Source organism: Pedobacter sp. KBW01 (assembly GCF_003852395.1).
In the GTDB taxonomy this organism is placed as follows: domain Bacteria; phylum Bacteroidota; class Bacteroidia; order Sphingobacteriales; family Sphingobacteriaceae; genus Pedobacter.
This window is the reverse complement of sequence record NZ_QAJQ01000026.1, coordinates 1-18440: the sequence shown is the minus strand read 5'-3', so window position 1 is coordinate 18440 and position 18440 is coordinate 1. Positions and strand designations below refer to the sequence as shown.

11 protein-coding genes are annotated in these 18440 nt (G+C 39.9%); 9 read left to right on the top strand and 2 right to left on the bottom strand.

Features of this window, described 5'->3' with window-relative positions; genetic code table 11:
• The 4 genes from DBR40_RS21670 (at position 1) to DBR40_RS21655 (ending at position 9218) form a co-directional block, all read left to right on the top strand.
• Positions 1-2670: a hypothetical protein gene (locus DBR40_RS21670; RefSeq protein WP_124561825.1), complete on the top strand. Its 2670-nt coding sequence runs from the start codon at positions 1-3 to the stop codon at positions 2668-2670.
• A gap of 179 nt (positions 2671-2849) precedes the next feature.
• Positions 2850-4958, top strand: coding sequence for a right-handed parallel beta-helix repeat-containing protein (locus DBR40_RS21665; protein ID WP_124561824.1), 2109 nt, complete (start codon positions 2850-2852; stop codon positions 4956-4958).
• A 106-nt stretch (positions 4959-5064) separates the two neighbouring features.
• Positions 5065-5484, top strand: a complete 420-nt coding sequence (locus DBR40_RS21660) for a hypothetical protein (protein ID WP_124561823.1) — start codon at positions 5065-5067, stop codon at positions 5482-5484.
• 227 nt (positions 5485-5711) lie between these two features.
• Positions 5712-9218 carry a glycoside hydrolase family 38 C-terminal domain-containing protein gene (locus DBR40_RS21655; RefSeq protein WP_124561822.1) on the top strand — a complete coding sequence of 1169 codons (3507 nt, stop codon included), beginning with the start codon at positions 5712-5714 and terminating at the stop codon, positions 9216-9218.
• Positions 9219-9477: 259 nt separating this feature from the next.
• Here DBR40_RS21655 and DBR40_RS21650 read toward each other — a convergent pair whose 3' ends face one another.
• Positions 9478-10563 (bottom strand): hypothetical protein, encoded by a 1086-nt coding sequence (locus DBR40_RS21650; RefSeq protein ID WP_124561821.1) that lies wholly within the window; start codon positions 10561-10563, stop codon positions 9478-9480.
• A 180-nt stretch (positions 10564-10743) separates the two neighbouring features.
• Positions 10744-11631, bottom strand: a complete 888-nt coding sequence (locus DBR40_RS21645) for an AraC family transcriptional regulator (protein ID WP_124561820.1) — start codon at positions 11629-11631, stop codon at positions 10744-10746.
• Between the two features lie 167 nt (positions 11632-11798).
• Here DBR40_RS21645 and DBR40_RS21640 point away from each other — a divergent pair, with 167 nt between their 5' ends.
• Genes DBR40_RS21640 through DBR40_RS21620 form a run of 5 tightly spaced genes read left to right on the top strand, consistent with a single transcriptional unit; the run spans position 11799 to position 18356 of the window.
• Positions 11799-13187 carry a sugar porter family MFS transporter gene (locus DBR40_RS21640; RefSeq protein WP_124561819.1) on the top strand — a complete coding sequence of 463 codons (1389 nt, stop codon included), beginning with the start codon at positions 11799-11801 and terminating at the stop codon, positions 13185-13187.
• Positions 13188-13197: 10 nt separating this feature from the next.
• Positions 13198-14073, top strand: a complete 876-nt coding sequence (locus tag DBR40_RS21635; RefSeq protein ID WP_124561818.1) for a phytanoyl-CoA dioxygenase family protein — start codon at positions 13198-13200, stop codon at positions 14071-14073.
• 3 nt (positions 14074-14076) lie between these two features.
• Positions 14077-14892, top strand: coding sequence for a sugar phosphate isomerase/epimerase family protein (locus DBR40_RS21630; protein WP_124561817.1), 816 nt, complete (start codon positions 14077-14079; stop codon positions 14890-14892).
• Between the two features lie 27 nt (positions 14893-14919).
• Positions 14920-16857, top strand: coding sequence for a right-handed parallel beta-helix repeat-containing protein (locus tag DBR40_RS21625; protein ID WP_158674103.1), 1938 nt, complete (start codon positions 14920-14922; stop codon positions 16855-16857).
• A 59-nt stretch (positions 16858-16916) separates the two neighbouring features.
• Positions 16917-18356, top strand: a complete 1440-nt coding sequence (locus tag DBR40_RS21620) for an alpha-L-fucosidase (RefSeq protein ID WP_124561815.1) — start codon at positions 16917-16919, stop codon at positions 18354-18356.
• The last annotated feature ends 84 nt before the right edge of the window (positions 18357-18440 follow it).

Genomic DNA, 18440 nt, shown 5'->3' with positions numbered 1-18440 from the left:
ATGCAAACAAAAAAAATAAAAACTTTAAAATATATTTTACTCGCTTTGTTACTTGGGGGGATGATTAAGGCATCCGCACAAAATGGGCCGGTGTCCCCAATACCAGTGCCTGAACGCCCATCTAATTTATTGCCTGGTAAAAAAGCACCAACTGTAACTGATGTCTGGGTGGTATTTAAAACCCACTGTGATTTAGGTTATACCACCTCTGCCAGGGAGGTATTTAAGGAATACCGGGAAAACATGATGGACCATGCCCTTGGTTTAATTGAGGCAGATAGAAAAAAGCCTGTAGATGACCGGTTTAAATGGACGATTGCAGGATGGCCGATGAAAGGTGTTATCCTTGGACCATTACAAACTCCCGAGCGAAAACTGAAGGTGGAACAGGCACTTAGGGAAGGGACAATAAATGTACATGCCTTACCAGTTACCTTAGAATCGGACGCTATGGACCAGGAAGACTATGTACGGGGATTGATTTTTTCTTCTCAGGTATCCAGAGCTTACGGTCATGAATTACCTATTGCAGCAAAAATGACTGATGTGCCTGCACACAGCTGGTTTTTACCTACTTTGCTTCATCATGCGGGAATTAAGTTTATACAAATTGGTTGTAATGGCTCATACCGGTCGCCCTTACTACCACAACTATTTTGGTGGATTGGCCCTGATGGATCAAAGGTATTATGTAATTATACTACCAACTATGGTTCTTCGGCAAAACCACCAGTCAACTGGCCGTCAAAAAATTATCTCGCGGTTTTTATGACCTCTGACAACGAAGGGCCGCCTTCCGCTAAAGAAATTGAGGATGTTAAAAAACAGGTAGCACAACTAAAAGGTGTAAAATTGCATTTTGCTACCTTGGATGAGTATGCGAAAGCAGTATTAGCTGAAAATCCTGCAATCCCAACAGTAAAGGGTGATATGGTTGATCCATGGATACACGGTGTGATGGCGATGCCACAGGCAACCAAAACAGCAAGGAATGTTCGGCCACTTGAAAGCGCGTTGGATGTTTTCAATACACAGCTGAATGGCTGGGGGGTAGCCGCGGGTTCCCTGTTAAAAGAACTTGGGGTTGCCTACGAAAACAGCATTCTGTTTGGTGAGCATACCTGGGGTGCAAAATCACCAGGTTGGGGTTTCTTTTCAATGGATGGTAAAACCAAGGGAATTGAACGCTACTTATACAATGATGCTTTTGTTAAAGCAAGGGAAGCTGGTTTCTATAAAAAATTCGAAGCCAGTTTTACAGATAAGGCGGCATACATCAATACTACCGATAGTATTGTCTCAACGCAGCTGAATCGGCGGCTTAACCTATTGGCTAATTCGGTAAAGGCTAGTTCAGATGAATACATTGTATATAACCCATTGTCCTGGATACGCAGTGGTTTGGTTGTGGTAAGCGGTAAAAAAGTATGGGTCGATAATGTTCCGGCCAATGGTTATCAAACTATCTCTTTGCCAAAAGAAGCCGCGCCAACCCGGCTTAGCAATCCTTCGATGTTAAACACCCGTTTTTATACTGTTCGCTTTGATGTTAAAAGAGGGGGGATCGCATCAATGATAGAGAAGGCCAGTGGTAAAGAAATGGTAGATCAAAGTTCCAAATATGCACTAGGGCAATATCTTCACGAACGATTCAGTTACGCGCAGACTATTGAATATTACAACCGTTGTTGTAATACCAATAATTCTTTCAATACAACAAAGCCTAACATGCCCAAGGATATAACTTATGCTGCGATCACTCCTGATGACTGGGAGATACAGGTAGAGCACTCTTCCGCTGCAGATGTGGTAACCCTTACCTCAAAAAATAGCAGCCCTCTGTCCAAATCAGTTGCTGTTGTGTTTACCTTTAATACCGCTCAACCTTTTGTAGATGTAGAATGGAAGATTGATGGGAAGGTAGCTAACACAGTACCAGAAGGAGGATGGCTTTGTTTTCCATTTAATGTGAACAAACCTAAGTATATTCTGGGCCGTCTTGGAGGAGCAATGGATCTGGCTAAAGATCAGCTTGTAGGCGGAAATAGATATCTCTATGCTGTGCAAAACGGCGCATCCGTTATTGCTCCGGATCACTCAGGTATGGGCCTTTGTGCAATCGACGCCCCACTGCTGAGCTTTGGTGAGCCTGGACTTTGGAAATATGACTATAGTTATTTCCCCAAACAACCTACCATGTTTGTAAATCTATACAATAACATGTGGAATGTCAATTTTCCTTACTGGACAGAAGGTTCGTGGACTGAAAGAGTAAGGATCTGGGGAATTCAGGCAGGTGTAAAAACTAATGAAAATCTTGCAATACAATCCTGGGAAGCAAGGCTGCCACTTATGACAGTGAAGGCGAGCGGCATGGGAACAAAACTCCCTTCACGGCAAAGCGGTATTGTTATTTCGCACAAAGGTATACTCGTTACTGCTTTCGGTGAAGATCCTGATGGTAACAAAGGTACGTTGCTTCGGTTATGGGAGCAAGGCGGCAATAGCGGTATAGTTAGTATTACGCTGCCTATAGGAGGTAGACCATTTCGTAAAGCGACACCAGTGAACCTCCGTGGTGAGAGAAGTGGAAAACCCCTCGACATCATTCAAGGGAAATTCAGCTATGGTATTAAAGCATTTGGACCGGCAAGTTTTATTCTGGAGTAAACGCTTAAATATGAGCAACCAAAAAATGAGTGTTATAATGCGGGGGGAAATCAATTTGTGAAGCTCAATTTACACTTCAAATCTGATAATGAAGTAAGGGAAAAGGAATCCCTTCACATTTACTAAAAGCCTTCGCAGTAATGAAAAGACTTTAACAATTATACTCATAAAATTAAAATATGAATAAAAGATTACTATTACTCCTGTTTTTTTTTACTGCTGTTATTCAATTTGCATATGCAGAAGATATAGTAGTTTATGTAGCTCCCAAAGGTGTTGGAAACGGGACTAAAATATCGCCATGCTCACTCGAACAGGCAGTCGCAATGTTGCCGAGGTTGAAAAGGGAAAGCAAAATTGGAAGTATTACCATTCTTTTAAAGGATGGTACTTATGAATTAAACGGTCCTCTTCTCCTTAGCCCGGAGAATGGAGGGACCAATGATTTAAAAATAATCTTTAAGGCTAGTGGCAATTCGAAACCCGTTATTAGCGGAGGCAGAACAATCACCCTTGCCGGTACTGAAGTTCTATCTGCAGATCTTTCTTTACTGCAGAAAGGGAAGGAGGGAATGCTTCAGGATATTTATGTTGATGGAAAAAGAGCCATACGTGCCAGAATGCCAAATAGTGGTTATTTGAATTTTAAAAAGACTGCTGAAAAAAAGAATTCAGATTTGCCATGGAGCCAAACAAACTCTGTTCAATACTTTGAAATCCCTTCAGAAACCTATGATGAATTAAAAAAGGTACCTGCAGAGAAATTAAAGAACATACGATTTAATGCCTATCACAAATGGATTGCGACAAGCCGCACGATTGATTCATTAAGTTCAGGCAGTCCAGGTTTTTATTCAACAGGTCAAGCCATGGCTCCCCATAACAAAATTGATAAGTCATCGCTTTTCTTTTTTGAGAATGCAGATTATGCATTGGATATGAAAAATGAATGGGTCATCGATGAAAATAATGTGGTGAAATATATTCCTGAAGATAGAAAAATAAAGGAAGTAAAAGCTGTCGTACCCGTAATTGAGAAATTATTGGTTATTGAAGGCGATAGTAAAAATTTGGTAACCAATGTTTCTTTTGAAGGTATCTCATTTTGTTTTGCAAATAAACCATTTATCGCCTCTAAATATGGTCAGGCGGCCGCTGCAATTGATGCCGCTATTATGCTAAATGATGCGAAAAACATTCAGTTTGAAAATTGCCGGATCATGCATACTGGCCAATATGCTATTTGGTTTAAAAACAATGTCAAATATTGCGGTTTGCGGAAATGTTATATCAACGATTTAGGTGCGGGTGGTGTGCGTATCGGGCCTACTGAATTGCCTGGTGATACACTAAAAACTACTTCCAATATCCGTATAGAAAATTGTATTATTCAATCGGGTGGAAAAAACTATGCACATGGCGTAGGGGTGTTAGTTGCTCATGCTGCTAATAACATCATCATACACAATGATATTGCTGACTTTGGGTATAGTGGTGTATCGGTTGGATGGGTTTGGGGCTACGGCTACAGCCCAAGTGTTAACAATAAAGTGTTATTCAATCAAATACACCACATCGGGTGGGGGATTTTAAGTGATATGGCAGGCATCTATACACTTGGTATTTCTCCGGGCACCGAAATAAACAACAATATCATTCATGATGTGTATTCTTACAGCTATGGTGGCTGGGGGCTGTATACTGATGAGGGTTCATCAGATATTCACATGGAAAATAATCTGGTTTATCGTACCAAAACGGGTGGCTTCCACCAGCATTATGGGAAAAACAATATAATCAATAATAATATCATTGCCTGGAGTAAGCAATTCTTAGCTCAAAATTCAAGAATTGAGAAACACCAAAGTTTTGAATTCAAGCATAATATTTTGCTATCAGGCGGAGAAACCTTTTTTCAAGGCACCTGGAAAAAAGGTAGTGTAAATATTGATAGCAATGCATATTGGAACATGCATGATAAAAAGAATTTTTTTATGATTTCAACGAGTGAATATGGAAGTAAACCTGACACTTTATCTTTTAAACAGTGGTCGGAGAGTAGTGGTAGAGACAAAAACAGCATATTCCTTAACCCGCACTTTAAGGATCCTGAGAAATATGATTTTAAGATCAGGAATAAATCTTTGCTAAGGCAAATAGGATTTATTCCATTTGATTATACAAGGGCAGGGGTTACTGGTGATAAGAAGTGGAAAAAATTAGCTGTTTTGCCGGCAAAAATTATTCAGGAATTTGATAGAACAGTTAGGGAAACCATGCTGCAATAAACAGAAAAGAGAATTTCAGGGAATTAGCATTTGTTATTGATGATAGAAGCTAAATGAGATATAGTATAATCATTTTTATGATAATTATCAATAATAGATAATAGAGATGAACAATTTGATAGAAAAATATTACAAAGAAGAGAATGGATACCATCCTTTTTTTATTCGTGAACAATGGCAGGTAGCACAATTGAATTATTTGCCATCCTTATGTTTTACCTGTATTGAACAGGTGGAACGGCATGCGCTTACGGATGAAATTTTTGTATTAACAAAAGGTCAGGCCGTATTGATCGGTGCAACAATTGAGCAAGACCAGGTGAGTTTTGAATGTATGCAGATGGAACAGGGCGTAACGTATAATATTCCGGTTAACTGCTGGCATACGATTGCGATGAGTGAAGATGCTCAGGTTATCATTGTCGAAAAAAACAATACTCATTTGGGTGACGTTTTTTATTATACACTTTCAAACGAGGATAAACAACAGTTAAAAAATACTATAATGGAATTGGTAATAAAATAGAATATGGAAGATGCAAATAAACAAAGCCATGAAGTGGAATCTTAGTGGCCTTTTGCAAGATTTAGTGCAATTTCAGTTGAATGGATAGTGTAGATTATCGCCCATTTCTGGCTCTGTGATTTGTTATAGCCGCAGTGATGATTATATAACTATTCAAAGAAATTTTAGTTCCATCTTTTGTATGCGCCATAAAAATTATTATTCATGTCATTTATAGATAATTAGAAATGAAAATATTAAAAATCATTGCCTCATTCAGTGTCCTAGTATTTATTTGCTTTTATGCGTCCGCGCAAAAACAAGTAAATAGTATTATTCAGGAGATTCCTGCAAACGAAATTACCTTGTCAGCATCTACTAGTTTTAGTCCGGATCAAAGTGCTGGTCATTTAATAGACGGTTCTGGCGTTCGAAACAAAGTACATGACAATAATGGTAGCGCTACTACCATGTGGCATACTATTCAAAATCCTGCTGCAAGTATCCCTTCAAAAGGATTGCCCGCATTCAAGGCATGGCTTAGATTTGATTTTTCAACTCAAAAATCTTTTAATAGGGTTTTGATATGGAACCATAATCAGGAGAATCTGACTAACCGTGGATTTCGTTTAATTAAGATTTATGGAACAACTGATGGGGTTAGTTGGACTCAGTTAAGTGCATTGGAGTTGCCAAATGCTAAAACGACGAGTGGAAAGGCAACTGAAATCGCCATTGGGGAGAAAAAAAAGCTCAAGGCAGTAATCATTGCTGCAGAATCCAATTGGGGAGGTGACGTTTATGGATTAAGTGAAGTTAGGTTTTTATCTGAGCTTAAGGTTGATAAATCAAATTTTCCTTTTCCCAACGATTTGGAATGTACTTCAACAAGTATTTATCGATTTTGTAAAGATGGGAAGCCGGGGAGAGAGGTCGTACTGAATTTTAAAGGCAATAATTTATTTCAGGCTTCCACTATTGAAGTTTCAGCAGAGGGGCGAACGGAAACTTTTGCTGTTCCATTCCAACAACAGGGACGGACATCAACAAAGATTACCCTGCCATCCCAAGTAGGTGTTGATAAGGAAGTGTCCATACTGGTCACATTGAGATCAGGAAGTAAAATTCTAAAAAAATCATTTGCGCTGAAACCACAAAGGCAATGGACGGTATATATCTATCCGCATTCTCATGTAGATATAGGCTATACCAACACGCAGGCCAATGTTGAAATTATTCATAAACGTAACCTTCTTAATGGAATGAAGCTGGCCAAAGAAACAGCAAATTATCCTGTAGGATCCCGGTATATCTGGAATCCGGAGGTGATTTGGCCAGTGGAGCGTTATTTAAAGAATGCAACACCAACTGAAAAGGAAGAATTATTGGATGCGGTTCGAAAAGGGTATATCCATCTTGATGCCGGTTACATCAATGACAATACAAGCATTACTGCAGATGAGGAATTTCCAAGATATTTTGGTGATGCAAAGAAATTGGAAAAAGCTACAGGAATACCTGTAAACACAATTGTTCAGGTTGATGTTCCGGGTATGACCTGGGGAATCGTACCCATGGCCGCTCAGTTTGGGATAAAATATGTTTTTGCTCCGTTTAATGGGTCTGATCGCATTGGGTTGGCGGATAAACTCAATTTTAAACCCTTTTGGTGGATTGGGCAGGATGGAGTCTCAAAGGTCTTGTTTCTTCAGCCAGGGGATTATACTCCCGGTGCCAGAGCTAAGGGCTTTAAATATTGGCCTATAATGGCTGGCCAAAAGGATCCTGATAAATTACTGCAAATTGTTAAAACAGCCCATCCCCGTGAAAATTTTATTGATGGTTATTTATGGGGAAAACTAAAGGAATTGGAAAACAACAAAGAATATCCATATGATTTATTTCCAATGACATGGGCAATGGCAGATAATACACCTATTGATGCGGACTTGCCTGAGGCTGTAAAAAGCTGGAATGAAGAATATGCGTTTCCCCGTCTGGTTATTTCCAGTTCAACGGATATCATGTCAGCTTTTGAAAAAAAATATGGTGAGGTCATTCCTTCATATAAAGGGGATTTTACGGAGTACTGGACCGATGGCCTTGGGACGGCGGCCAAAGAGACATCAATGAACCGCAATTCGAAAGAGCGGTTAATTCAATCTGATATTCTTTGGTCAATGCTTTATCCAAATCAAAAGGCACCCCGAACTGAGTTTGATGAAGCATGGCGAAATGTCCTGATGGGGTCAGAGCATACCTGGTGTTACATGAATCCAGCTCAGGCTGATATGCAGGATGTTATATGGAAAGTAAAGCAGGGTTTCTTTAAAACAGCTGAACATAGTAGTCAGCAAATACTTTCTAATATGTTAAAACCTATTGCCAGTGAAACCTCTAATATTGTAGGGGTATTTAATACTTTGTCGTGGCCTCGTGGTGGGCTGATAACACTGACCCCTGAGCAGAGTAAAGGCTTTAATATTGTAAGGGATGAGTATAAAAAGATCATAACTTCTCAGCGGCTGAGCACAGGAGAACTGGTATTTTTGGTGTCTGAAATTCCCGCTTTTGGAACCAAAAACTATTATCTGAGCAATAGCTCTGGAAAGAAGCCTGATGTTAAGATAGCAAAAGGAAATACCCTGGATAACGGAATATTTAAGGTGAAAATAGATACGGTTTCGGGAGATGTCATTCATATAACAGATGCATCGGGTACTGAATTTGTAAATAAGAATGACCCGGCCAATATTAATAGCTTCAGGTATCTGCTGGGAAGTGGCGAACCTGCATCAGCAGGACCTCAGTATGCTGCAAATGCAAACACCGTTTTGAGTAATGATGCTGTGAAAATCGTAAAAGCAACTGGTCCAACGGAAGTGAGAGTCGTTATCAAAGAGAACGGACCTCTTGTCGCATCAATACTGGTCACATCAAAAGCCGATGGCTGTAACAAGCTAACCCGTGAAGTCCGTGTTGTTGCTGGCAAACCTGAAATTGAAATAGATAATTTGGTAGACAAAATAGCAACGATAAAAAAAGAAGGGATACATTTTGGATTTGCTTTTGACGTTCCAAATGGACGTACCAGAATGGATATTCCCTGGGGTGTTGTAGAGGTTGAAAAGAACCAACTTCCTGCAGCAAACCGCAATTGGATGAGTTTCCAGCGCTGGCTGGATATTTCCAATGAGAATAAGGGAGTTTCCTGGTGTGCGCTTGATGCACCTACTTTCGAAAGCGGTAATATGACAGCTAACATTATTGGAGGAGCTTTCCATTCACCACAATGGATTGAAAATCTACCACTAAATTCAACCATTTATTCCTGGGCACTTAACAACCATTGGCATACCAATTACCCCTTGTTCCAGGAGGGGAAACTGAATTTTCGTTATAGGATATTACCTCATAAATATGGGTATAACGCGGTAAAAACAAATCGTTTTGGATTGGAACAATCTCGTCCACTGCTTGCGGTGCTGCTAAAGGAAAAAATATCACTTAAACCTGTAGTTAAAATAGATAATGAAAATGTTTTTATATCAGTCATAAAAACCTCAGCAGATGGTAAATCCAAGGTTATCAGACTACGCTCTTTATCAGAGAAAGAAGAAACAGCAATTTTATCATTTCCAGGCATCAGGCCGAAATCCGTGCGGACCTGTGTTGCAGACGAAACTCCAGGCGAAGAAGTTGGAAGCACCATTCATTTGGCGCCATATGGCATAGTAACACTTGTGATTGAATAGATATTAAAAAGGGAGATATTATATCAGGGAAATGGTTGTAGCGTTAGATTTAGTTATGGGTATTGTTTAACTATATAGTCGTTTGCAAATTGCAGGAGGAATTTATTAGCAAAACATAGGAGATGCTTACTTCGGGGATAGGATTTTTGCTGTGAGGGGTTTCTGAAACTGAAATCGTCAGTTATTCATTAAAGTTAGGCTTAGTATAAGCATCGGTGTTATATATGAACACCGATGCAAATGTATTATAGATAAAGGTTTATTTTAAGTCAGCAGGCTTATAATAATTCTCCAGTGTTACAGGAAACATTTTTTCATTGAATAATTTTTGCATTACCCTGATTGTTACCGGACTGATTCCAGTATTTACATTATTTACTTTAATGGGGTAGGTCATGTTGGAGGAATGCCCGTAGCCTACGCAGTGGCCTACTTCATGAGATAAGACATCTCCCGCCCCCGCAACATTTATATAATCCCTTATTACATGGTTTGCATATCCCAAAGTGGATCCACCGCCTAATCCAGATACATTGGTCACTACTCCGCACTGGAAAAAGCTATGATTTAAAATATCGTTATAGGTTTTTAATTTTTGTGCATCTGTCAAAACAGTTGTTCCATCGTTGGCTACAATCCGCTCGTTTAGGAATTCAGTTTTAAAGTCCGCAGATATGAAAACTGTGCCCATGTTAATCATTAACCCGGTATATCTGCGGATATCTTTCGCAGTTATGTCTTCTGCCCAATTATTTGTTACATCATTATTAGGATCATAATCATGGTATTGTATATCCCATTTGAGCACAGCAAGTTTTTTAAGTTTGAGTATGATGGGATTGTCACCGGTGAAATCGAAGGATATTTTGGCTGGATCGATTCCAGTTCCTTTGTATTGGGAAAGGTCGGTTACTTTATTGTTGGTATCTAAGTATAAAACAGTTCCTTCCATAAATGGGTACTTTATTGTTTGTTTCCCATGAGCCCTTATTTTACTGATTTTAATAAGTTTAACGACCTGTTTGTTTGTGGCATCCGTACCGTTTGAAATAGTTGCCAATATGGTTGCGTTTTCAATATCAATGGGCGCGAAATTGGAAATTTCGATGTTTTTTTCGTCAACAGCCCTTACACGGAGCACATGGGCAATGTTATACCGTCTGGCATCCGAGGTCATGACATCAGGCGATTCGTTGTCCTGAAACATCAATGATGAATTCTGATCGCTATCCAAAGCGATGGTTTTTGTTGTTACCTCTGCTAGCTTTGGGAGCTCAGGGTCGTTGTTTTTTCTACAAGAGAGCGATAAAGCGCTACATAGAAACAAATAAAAGATTTTTTTCATAATAGATAATATTTTAATGGTCTAAAATATGCTTAATAATCTTAGTAGGGGGGAGACATATGTCCTGAAAAGGGGGATAAATGTTTTTTTTTGTTGGGTCAGGATTTGAGGTTAAGACCAGCTCAAAAGTAGTAGACGATAAAGGCATACCGGCCATTTTGGTAGATGTAATGCGCTGGTTTAAATGGTTTCGACGATACCGATTTTGCCGCCTTTGCTAATGTTATCAAGCGTAAATGATTTTCGGTATTGGAGTGGACTGATATTTTTTATTTTCTGAAACTGTTTATGGAAATTGGCATGGGTGCTGTATCCGCTTTCATAGCAGATATCAAATATAGACTTGTTGGTTTCAATTAACTGGCTACAGGCATATTCAATGCGCACTTCGTTTAAAAAATCGTTATAGGTTTTTTTCGTGCTGCGTTTAAAGTTCTTGCAAAAAGCAGGAATACTCATACACGCTTTTTTTGCAACATCAGAAAGGGTAATCTGCTCCCGGAAGGAGTCGATAGTGAATTGGAAAACTTTGCCCATAATATCCATACCCTTCTGATCATATGCTTTGGCCTGCTGGGTAGAAACCGAGATATACTCCCGTTGGTTGGCGATTAAAAAGAGGCTTTCAAGTAAAAGAACGATGCGTTTAACGCCGTTCGCGTATTCCAGTTCTTTGATTATTGATGCAAGTTGGTTTTTTATCACAGCTTTTATTTTCAAGCCAAGCATTGATGCTTCAAACAAAGCTTTTATCACACGGTTTTCTGGTAGATGAATGAAACTGGTACCCCAGAAATCTTCCCGGAACTGAACGACTATTGCACTGGTTACTTGATCTCCGGTTTTCTGAAAGGTATGAGGTAGGTTAGCTCCAATTAAGTAAATATCACCTGTTTCAAATTCGCCGATATGGTTTCCAACAAAGCTCATACCAGAACCTTCCGTAAAAAGAATGAGTTCATATTCGATATGCTGATGCCAGCCAACTTCAAAGTTTGGCGTGCGGAATGTCTTTGCTATAAATGAGCTGGATTCATCTGGTAATAGCCGCTGGGTAAATGGTTGCATCTGGATGTGGCATTAAAAGAATAATGGATTAAAGTTAACTAAGTTATTCAATAATTACCATTGGTGTGCAATATTTAGTTTATGATAGTTTATTTTTTTGATAATAAAGTAGTGCTGCTTCTTTTTGGAAACATCTAAATTTAAAGTAATTACAAATCTAACCATTTATGTTATCCAACCACTCAATTCTGAAGCGGGACGCTGCAGTAGAAATGCCTGAAAAAGTTGCCGTAAATAAGTCTTTTATCATCTTAATAAGTTTTGTCGCTGCATTTGGCGGATTATTATTTGGCTTTGATACGGCTATTATATCCGGTGCCATTCCTTACATTACTTCTTATTTCCAGCTTAATGAATACATGTTAGGCTGGGCCGTTAGTTCCATTCTTATAGGGTGTGCCCTGGGAGCGCTCATTGCCGGGGTGTCTGCAGATAAGTATGGACGTCGCATCACGCTGATGATCTGTGCCATACTGTTTGCCGTTTCCGGCCTTGGTGCAAGTTTATCTAATGAGTTGTATCTTTTTATACTTTTCCGTTTAGTTGGCGGGCTGGGCGTGGGGGCAGCCGCAATGGTATCGCCAATGTATATTGCTGAAATAGCTCCTGCGAAATTGAGGGGCCGCCTGGTTGCCTTTTACCAAATGGCGATCGTAATTGGGATTTTACTGGCTTATTTCTCTAATTATTTATTTGATGGCTGGGGTACTAACAACTGGAGGTGGATGTTTGCCTCTCAGGCCATGCCTTCCGCCTTTTTCCTGTTGCTACTATTTGTGGTGCCAGAAACGCCAAGGTGGCTTATTATGAAAGGGCGGAAAAATGAAGCAGCTCAAATTCTGGCTAAAATTTCGCAAGAGATGCCTATAAACGCAGCAGTGCACGAAATTGAACAAAGTTTTCAAAACGATCATAAAATATCTCTGAGACTTTTATTTAGTAAAACCTATAAGCCTGTTTTATTTATTGGAATACTGGTGGCTGTATTTCAACAGGTCACAGGAATTAACTCAATTATTTATTATGCGCCTGTTATTTTTAAAGAAACTGCCAATGATAGCTCTTCGTCGTTAATGCAGACCATCATCATAGGCGTGGTAAACGTGATTGCCACGTTTGGTGCTATTGCACTGGTTGATAAACTCGGGAGAAAGAAATTATTGGTTTCAGGTTGTGTGATAATGGGAATTTCACTGATCGCTGTTGGTTTGTGTTTTCAATACAGGTATTTTGATAATTACATCGTCCTGGTTTTTATGTTGCTCTATGTAGCGGCTTTTGGTAGTACATTGGGAGCTGTTGTTTGGGTATATCTCGCCGAAATTTTTCCTAATCGGATAAGAAGCATAGCCTTGTCTGTTGCAACATTGGCCCTGTGGTTAGCAGATTTTGTGGTAACACTCACCTTTCCGGTTTTGACCAAGCAGTTGGGGATCGCTGGCACCATGTTTATTTATGCTGGTTTTTGTGCCGTGGCCTTTGTATACATGCTGTTTAAAGTAAAAGAAACAAAAGGGAAATCCTTAGAAGAAGTCGAATCATTATTTATACAATAAAATTGTCAAGATGAATAAAGAAAATGCTTTTGTTGACCGAAAAGGTCTAACTCAAGAAAATATTTCGTTCTACCAAACCTATGGGTACCTGATAGCCCCGGAATTGTTAATTGCAGATGAAGTAGAAGAACTTAAAGATGAGACTGCTGCAATTTTCCGCGGCGATAGGGGGCAGGTAGAGGGCTTGTTACCGGCCGATAAAAGTAAGAGTAATGCAGAAGTGATGAAGCAATATGTGGCTATACATTTTCCCCACAAAATCTCCCCGCTCATCAAAGAATACCTGTTTCATGAAAAAATAGTAGAAGTGTTAACTAATGTAGTAAGCCCAAACCTAAAATGTATGCAGTCTATGTTGTTTGTAAAAGGGCCTGGTAAAGCTGGACAGTCATGGCACCAGGATGAGTTTTATATCCCAACCAGAGATCAATCGCTAATTGGTGTGTGGATTGCAATTGATGATGCCACAGTTGATAACGGCTGTCTATGGATAATTCCTGGGCGCCCCAAATACATGATGCCCCGTATAAAAAATGAGAATACGCAATACGCAGATGTAGATACGATTGATGTATCTATGTACAGTACTGATCAGATAATACCTATAGCAGTTAAAAAGGGCTCAGTGGTATTTTTTAACGGATATACCCTGCATAGCTCTAAAAGAAATAAGACAAAAGATTGTTTTCGCACTGCTCTGGTAAATCATTATATGAGCGCTGAATCGATGTTGCCCTGGGATCAGGATGGTAAGTTACCTGCAACTGAAGACCTTAGGGATATTGTGATGATTTCAGGTGAGGATCCTTATGCATGGAAAGGAACCCTAGAGGCAAACCAACCTTATCTTCGTCCAGAAGTATTACAAATTAAAACCAGTTTATAGGGGATGTTAGCAGAATTTTATTGTCCCCGTTGGGGAAGTGAGCAACTGAGTTGGGAAGACTTTTGTGCAAGGGTAAAGCTTGAAGGATATGATGGTATTGAAGTTGGCATAGCCAATAGTGCCGGTCAAAAAGAAATGGATGAAATATGGAATTTAGCCCACAAGCACGAGCTGAAACTTATTGCTCAGTTTTATGACAGTGCTAATCCTGAATTTTCGAAACATTTTGATATTTATGGTGCATGGCTGGAAAAAATAGAATCATATCCTTGTGTGAAAATTGATTCGCAAACGGGAAGGGACATTTTTAGTTTTGAACAAAACCAGAAATTAATATTGGCGGCATCACAGTTTACCAGTCGTACAGGCATAGAGGTCATGCATGAAACGCATCGGCATAAATGTTTATTTGCTGCGCACATAGCTAAAGATTATTTGCAGAAAATTCCAGAGATGAAAATTACCCTTGATGTCTCCCATTGGGTCTGCGTTGGCGAATCATTTCTGGAAGATCAAACAGAAGCCATACAGTTGGCCATTGCACATGCAGGGCATATTCATGCCCGGGTGGGTTATACTGAAGGCCCCCAGGTAACAGATCCCCGTGCAGAGGAATGGCAGCCTGCTGTAGCAGCCCATTTAGCCTGGTGGGACGGAATCGCAGAACGGAAAAAACAGCATGGCGAAACCCTTACCATTACTTCTGAATTTGGCCCATATCCCTATATGGTTTATTTACCAGGTAGTACAACGCCTATTACCAATCAATGGGAGGTGAATGTGTATATGATGCAATTGTTGAAAAAAAGATATCTATAAGTCCTCATGAATAAAATAACAATACAAATGAAAAGAGCTTTTGCTTTTACTGCTTGCATTATGCTTTACTGCAGTATAAGTTTCGCACAAAAACCAATTCTTCCAGCCCAACGCGAATATCATGTCGCTGTTAATGGTAGCGATACAAATACAGGTACATTATCAAGTCCCTATAAAACCATTATGGCTGCGGCTAATAAAGCTATGCCCGGGGATGTAATTACCGTACATGGTGGTATCTATCGAGAATCAATTGTTCCTCCCCGTGGTGGAAACTCCGATAAGGAGCGCATTACCTATCAGGCGGCTAAAGGCGAAAACGTTACTGTAAAAGGTTCGGAAATAGCAAAAGGATGGAAGAGACAGCAGCACGATACCTGGGTATTAAAGCTGCCTAACAACTTTTTTGGATCTTTTAATCCCTATAAAGAGCTGATTCATGGAGATTGGTTTTGGCCGAAGCCCAAAGAACGAAAATATTTGCGAGGCGCGGTATATCTTAATGGCAATTGGTTAATGGAAGCCTCAAAAAAAGAAGAGGTAACAGATAAAGATGCCGATGTCAACAATCAACTTTGGTGTGCTACGGTAGATAGCGACAGTACAACGATCTGGGCGCAATTTAAAAATACAGACCCTAATCAATCTCTGGTAGAGATTAATGTCCGCCAAACTGTATTGTATCCTGATAAACCCTTTATCAATTTCATTACTGTCCGAGGTTTCACTCTTGAGCAAGCGGCAACCAATTGGGCGCCGCCTACAGCCGAACAGCATGGACTTATTGGCACGCATTGGAGCCGTGGTTGGGTGATCGAAAATAACACCATCCGCTATTCAAAATGTGTGGGCATTGCATTGGGTAAATATGGTGATGAGTACGATAATAAAGATACCGAATCAGCTAAAGGCTACGTAGGCACCATTAACCGGGCGCTGGCTTTTGGCTGGAACAAGGGAACAATTGGCGGGCATATTGTACGCAATAATACCATTACCAATTGCGAGCAAACTGGTATTGTGGGAAGCATGGGCTGCTCATTTAGTGTGATAGAAGGGAATAGCATTCATGATATTCATATCCATCGTTTATTTAATGGCGCAGAGCAGGCAGCGATAAAATTTCATGGAGCGGTGGATGTGCAGATTCGCAATAACCATATTTACCGCAGTAATTTTGGGATTTGGCTCGATTGGATGGCACAGGGTGCTCAGATTAAAAACAACCTGATGCACGAAAACGATCACGATATCTTTTTGGAGGTAGATCATGGACCGATGTTGGTAAGCAATAATGTTTTGCTATCCAAAACGAATCTGCTAATGAATTCCAGCGGAGTGGCATTTGTACATAATATTTTCGCTGGCGGAATGAGCGTTATCAATTACGATGGGCGATTAACCCCCTTCCATCTACCGCATTCTACTTTTGTTACTGATTTGCATGATAACCCCGGAGGCGATGTTCAATTTGTAAATAATCTTTTTGTTGCTGCAGGCAATGCGAGTCAATATAGTAAAGCCCTGTTGCCCGTAAGGTTTGAAGGTAATGTATACACCAAAGGAACCATAAGAGCTGTAAACAACGATAAGGCGATGCAGTTTGGAGAAATGAGTAAGGAAGCTCAGGAACAATTTAAAAAATATAAACCAGAAGCAGCCTCCGAAAACAATGCTTTGGTGAAAACAGATTTTGATGCGATGGCCAATTTATCTGCAGAAAAAGATCATTTTTATTTAGAAATTAATCTGGATAGAAGCTGGTTATCCCAAAAAGCCCGAAAACTGGTTACAAGCAGTTCACTTAATCGTGCTGTAGTGCCCAATTTGCCTTTCGAAAATACAGACGGTTCAGTGTTGAGAATCGATACCGATTATTTCGGTAAGAAAAGAAATGCAAATAATCCATCACCTGGACCATTCGAAATAACAGAAAGCGGTAAACAGAAATTAAAATTGTGGTGAGGAAATATCGTCTGGAAGAATGGTTCAATGAATGTGTTTTCAAAATTGTAAATACTGGTATGAAAAGAAAGAATAGCTTAAAACTAAGGATGTTGATCACCACGTTTTGCTGGATGTTTGCTTCTTGCATTGTTGTTGCACAACAAATCGTAAAAGCGCCAAAACCTTTTTTTCCCTTGCCGAATGCAGCCCAATTGCGATGGCATAAAGCTGAGTATTTGATGTTCGTGCATTTTGGAATGAAAACATTTTATCCAAGCGATGATCATATGGGCTATGGTCTGGAAGACCCTAAACGGTTTTTTCCCGCAAAGTTTGATGCCAACCAATGGGCCGATGCAGCCAAAACAGGAGGTTTTAAAGGTATTGTGTTCACAAGCAAACACCACGATGGTTTTTGTAACTGGTCCACAGCAACAACCAATCATAGTGTACAAGCTTCGCCCTGGAAAAATGGCAAAGGAGATGTCGTAAAAGAAGTATCGGATGCCTGCAGAAAAGCTGGGATTCAGTTTGGTATCTATGTTTCTATTATCGATAAGCATTTTGAACAAAAGGGATCACCTGAATATAAAATATATGGTGATTACTATTATGCGCAAATTAAAGAGCTCAGCACTCGCTATGGAAAAATTGATGAATATTGGTTTGATGGGTTTAATGCCGATAAACTGAAAATGGATTACCCGAGAATAGGTAAGATGATCGCAAAAAACCAACCCGGCGCAGTAATTTATGATTCAAAGGTATTGGTAAATACTATTCCAGACCGTTGTTTGGCCTGGCCTGGCGGACATGGAGGCATTACTCCTGATCAGGATTACCGGCAGTTGGTAAACGATACGCTACGCTGGTATCCTAACGAACCCTCAATCATTCTGCAGGGCAATTGGTTTCATAACGGAAAACCTGCTATAGAATTGAAACAGATGCAGGATTATTATCTTAGTTCGGTTGGTTATGGCACCACTGCGTTAATGAATATATCACCTAACAGCGATGGATTGATTGATAAGGAAACTATCCAAAAGCTCAGTGCTTTTAAGCAATGGGTAGATCAGGTTCATCAGCAAAATCCAGCCTTATTAAAAAAAGCAAAATCCTTATTACCATGCAGGGATAATAACTCCAGATATGCAGCTAACAAAGTAAACGATGGCAATTACAACAGCTATTTTGCTACTGATGACAAGGTAACCACGGCAACAATTGAAATTGAACTTGGGCAGACCAAAAAAATTGATGGATTCATTTTGCAGGAATACATTCCACTGGGGCAGCGGGTAGAAGCATACAGCCTGGAATGCCGTGTAAATGGACAGTGGAAAGATGTATTCACCGGAAAAAAAATTGGCTACAAACGCATCATTCTTGCTGGCCGTGCATCGGCAAAAGATATTCAATTCCCTGACGCTGATGCTGTCCGGCTTCGAATTGATAAAGCGGGAGCCTCCCCGTTGATTAATAATTTCCAGGTGATCAGTCTAGGAGGTAAATAAACCTGAAAAGAAGACCTTAAAAGCGGGGATTTTGGTATAGTTCAGACGGTGAATTTCAAGCTTATTGTCTTGTCCTGAAATAGC

What these genes read in the sequence shown, in the direction of transcription:
- DBR40_RS21670 (WP_124561825.1), top strand. Translation starts at nt 1, where the DNA reads ATGCAAACAAAAAAAATAAAAACTTTAAAATATATTTTACTCGCTTTG.
- DBR40_RS21665 (WP_124561824.1), top strand. Translation starts at nt 2,850, where the DNA reads ATGAATAAAAGATTACTATTACTCCTGTTTTTTTTTACTGCTGTTATT.
- DBR40_RS21660 (WP_124561823.1), top strand. Translation starts at nt 5,065, where the DNA reads ATGAACAATTTGATAGAAAAATATTACAAAGAAGAGAATGGATACCAT.
- DBR40_RS21655 (WP_124561822.1), top strand. Translation starts at nt 5,712, where the DNA reads ATGAAAATATTAAAAATCATTGCCTCATTCAGTGTCCTAGTATTTATT.
- DBR40_RS21650 (WP_124561821.1), bottom strand. Translation starts at nt 10,563, where the DNA reads ATGAAAAAAATCTTTTATTTGTTTCTATGTAGCGCTTTATCGCTCTCT.
- DBR40_RS21645 (WP_124561820.1), bottom strand. Translation starts at nt 11,631, where the DNA reads ATGCAACCATTTACCCAGCGGCTATTACCAGATGAATCCAGCTCATTT.
- DBR40_RS21640 (WP_124561819.1), top strand. Translation starts at nt 11,799, where the DNA reads ATGTTATCCAACCACTCAATTCTGAAGCGGGACGCTGCAGTAGAAATG.
- DBR40_RS21635 (WP_124561818.1), top strand. Translation starts at nt 13,198, where the DNA reads ATGAATAAAGAAAATGCTTTTGTTGACCGAAAAGGTCTAACTCAAGAA.
- DBR40_RS21630 (WP_124561817.1), top strand. Translation starts at nt 14,077, where the DNA reads ATGTTAGCAGAATTTTATTGTCCCCGTTGGGGAAGTGAGCAACTGAGT.
- DBR40_RS21625 (WP_158674103.1), top strand. Translation starts at nt 14,920, where the DNA reads ATGAAAAGAGCTTTTGCTTTTACTGCTTGCATTATGCTTTACTGCAGT.
- DBR40_RS21620 (WP_124561815.1), top strand. Translation starts at nt 16,917, where the DNA reads ATGAAAAGAAAGAATAGCTTAAAACTAAGGATGTTGATCACCACGTTT.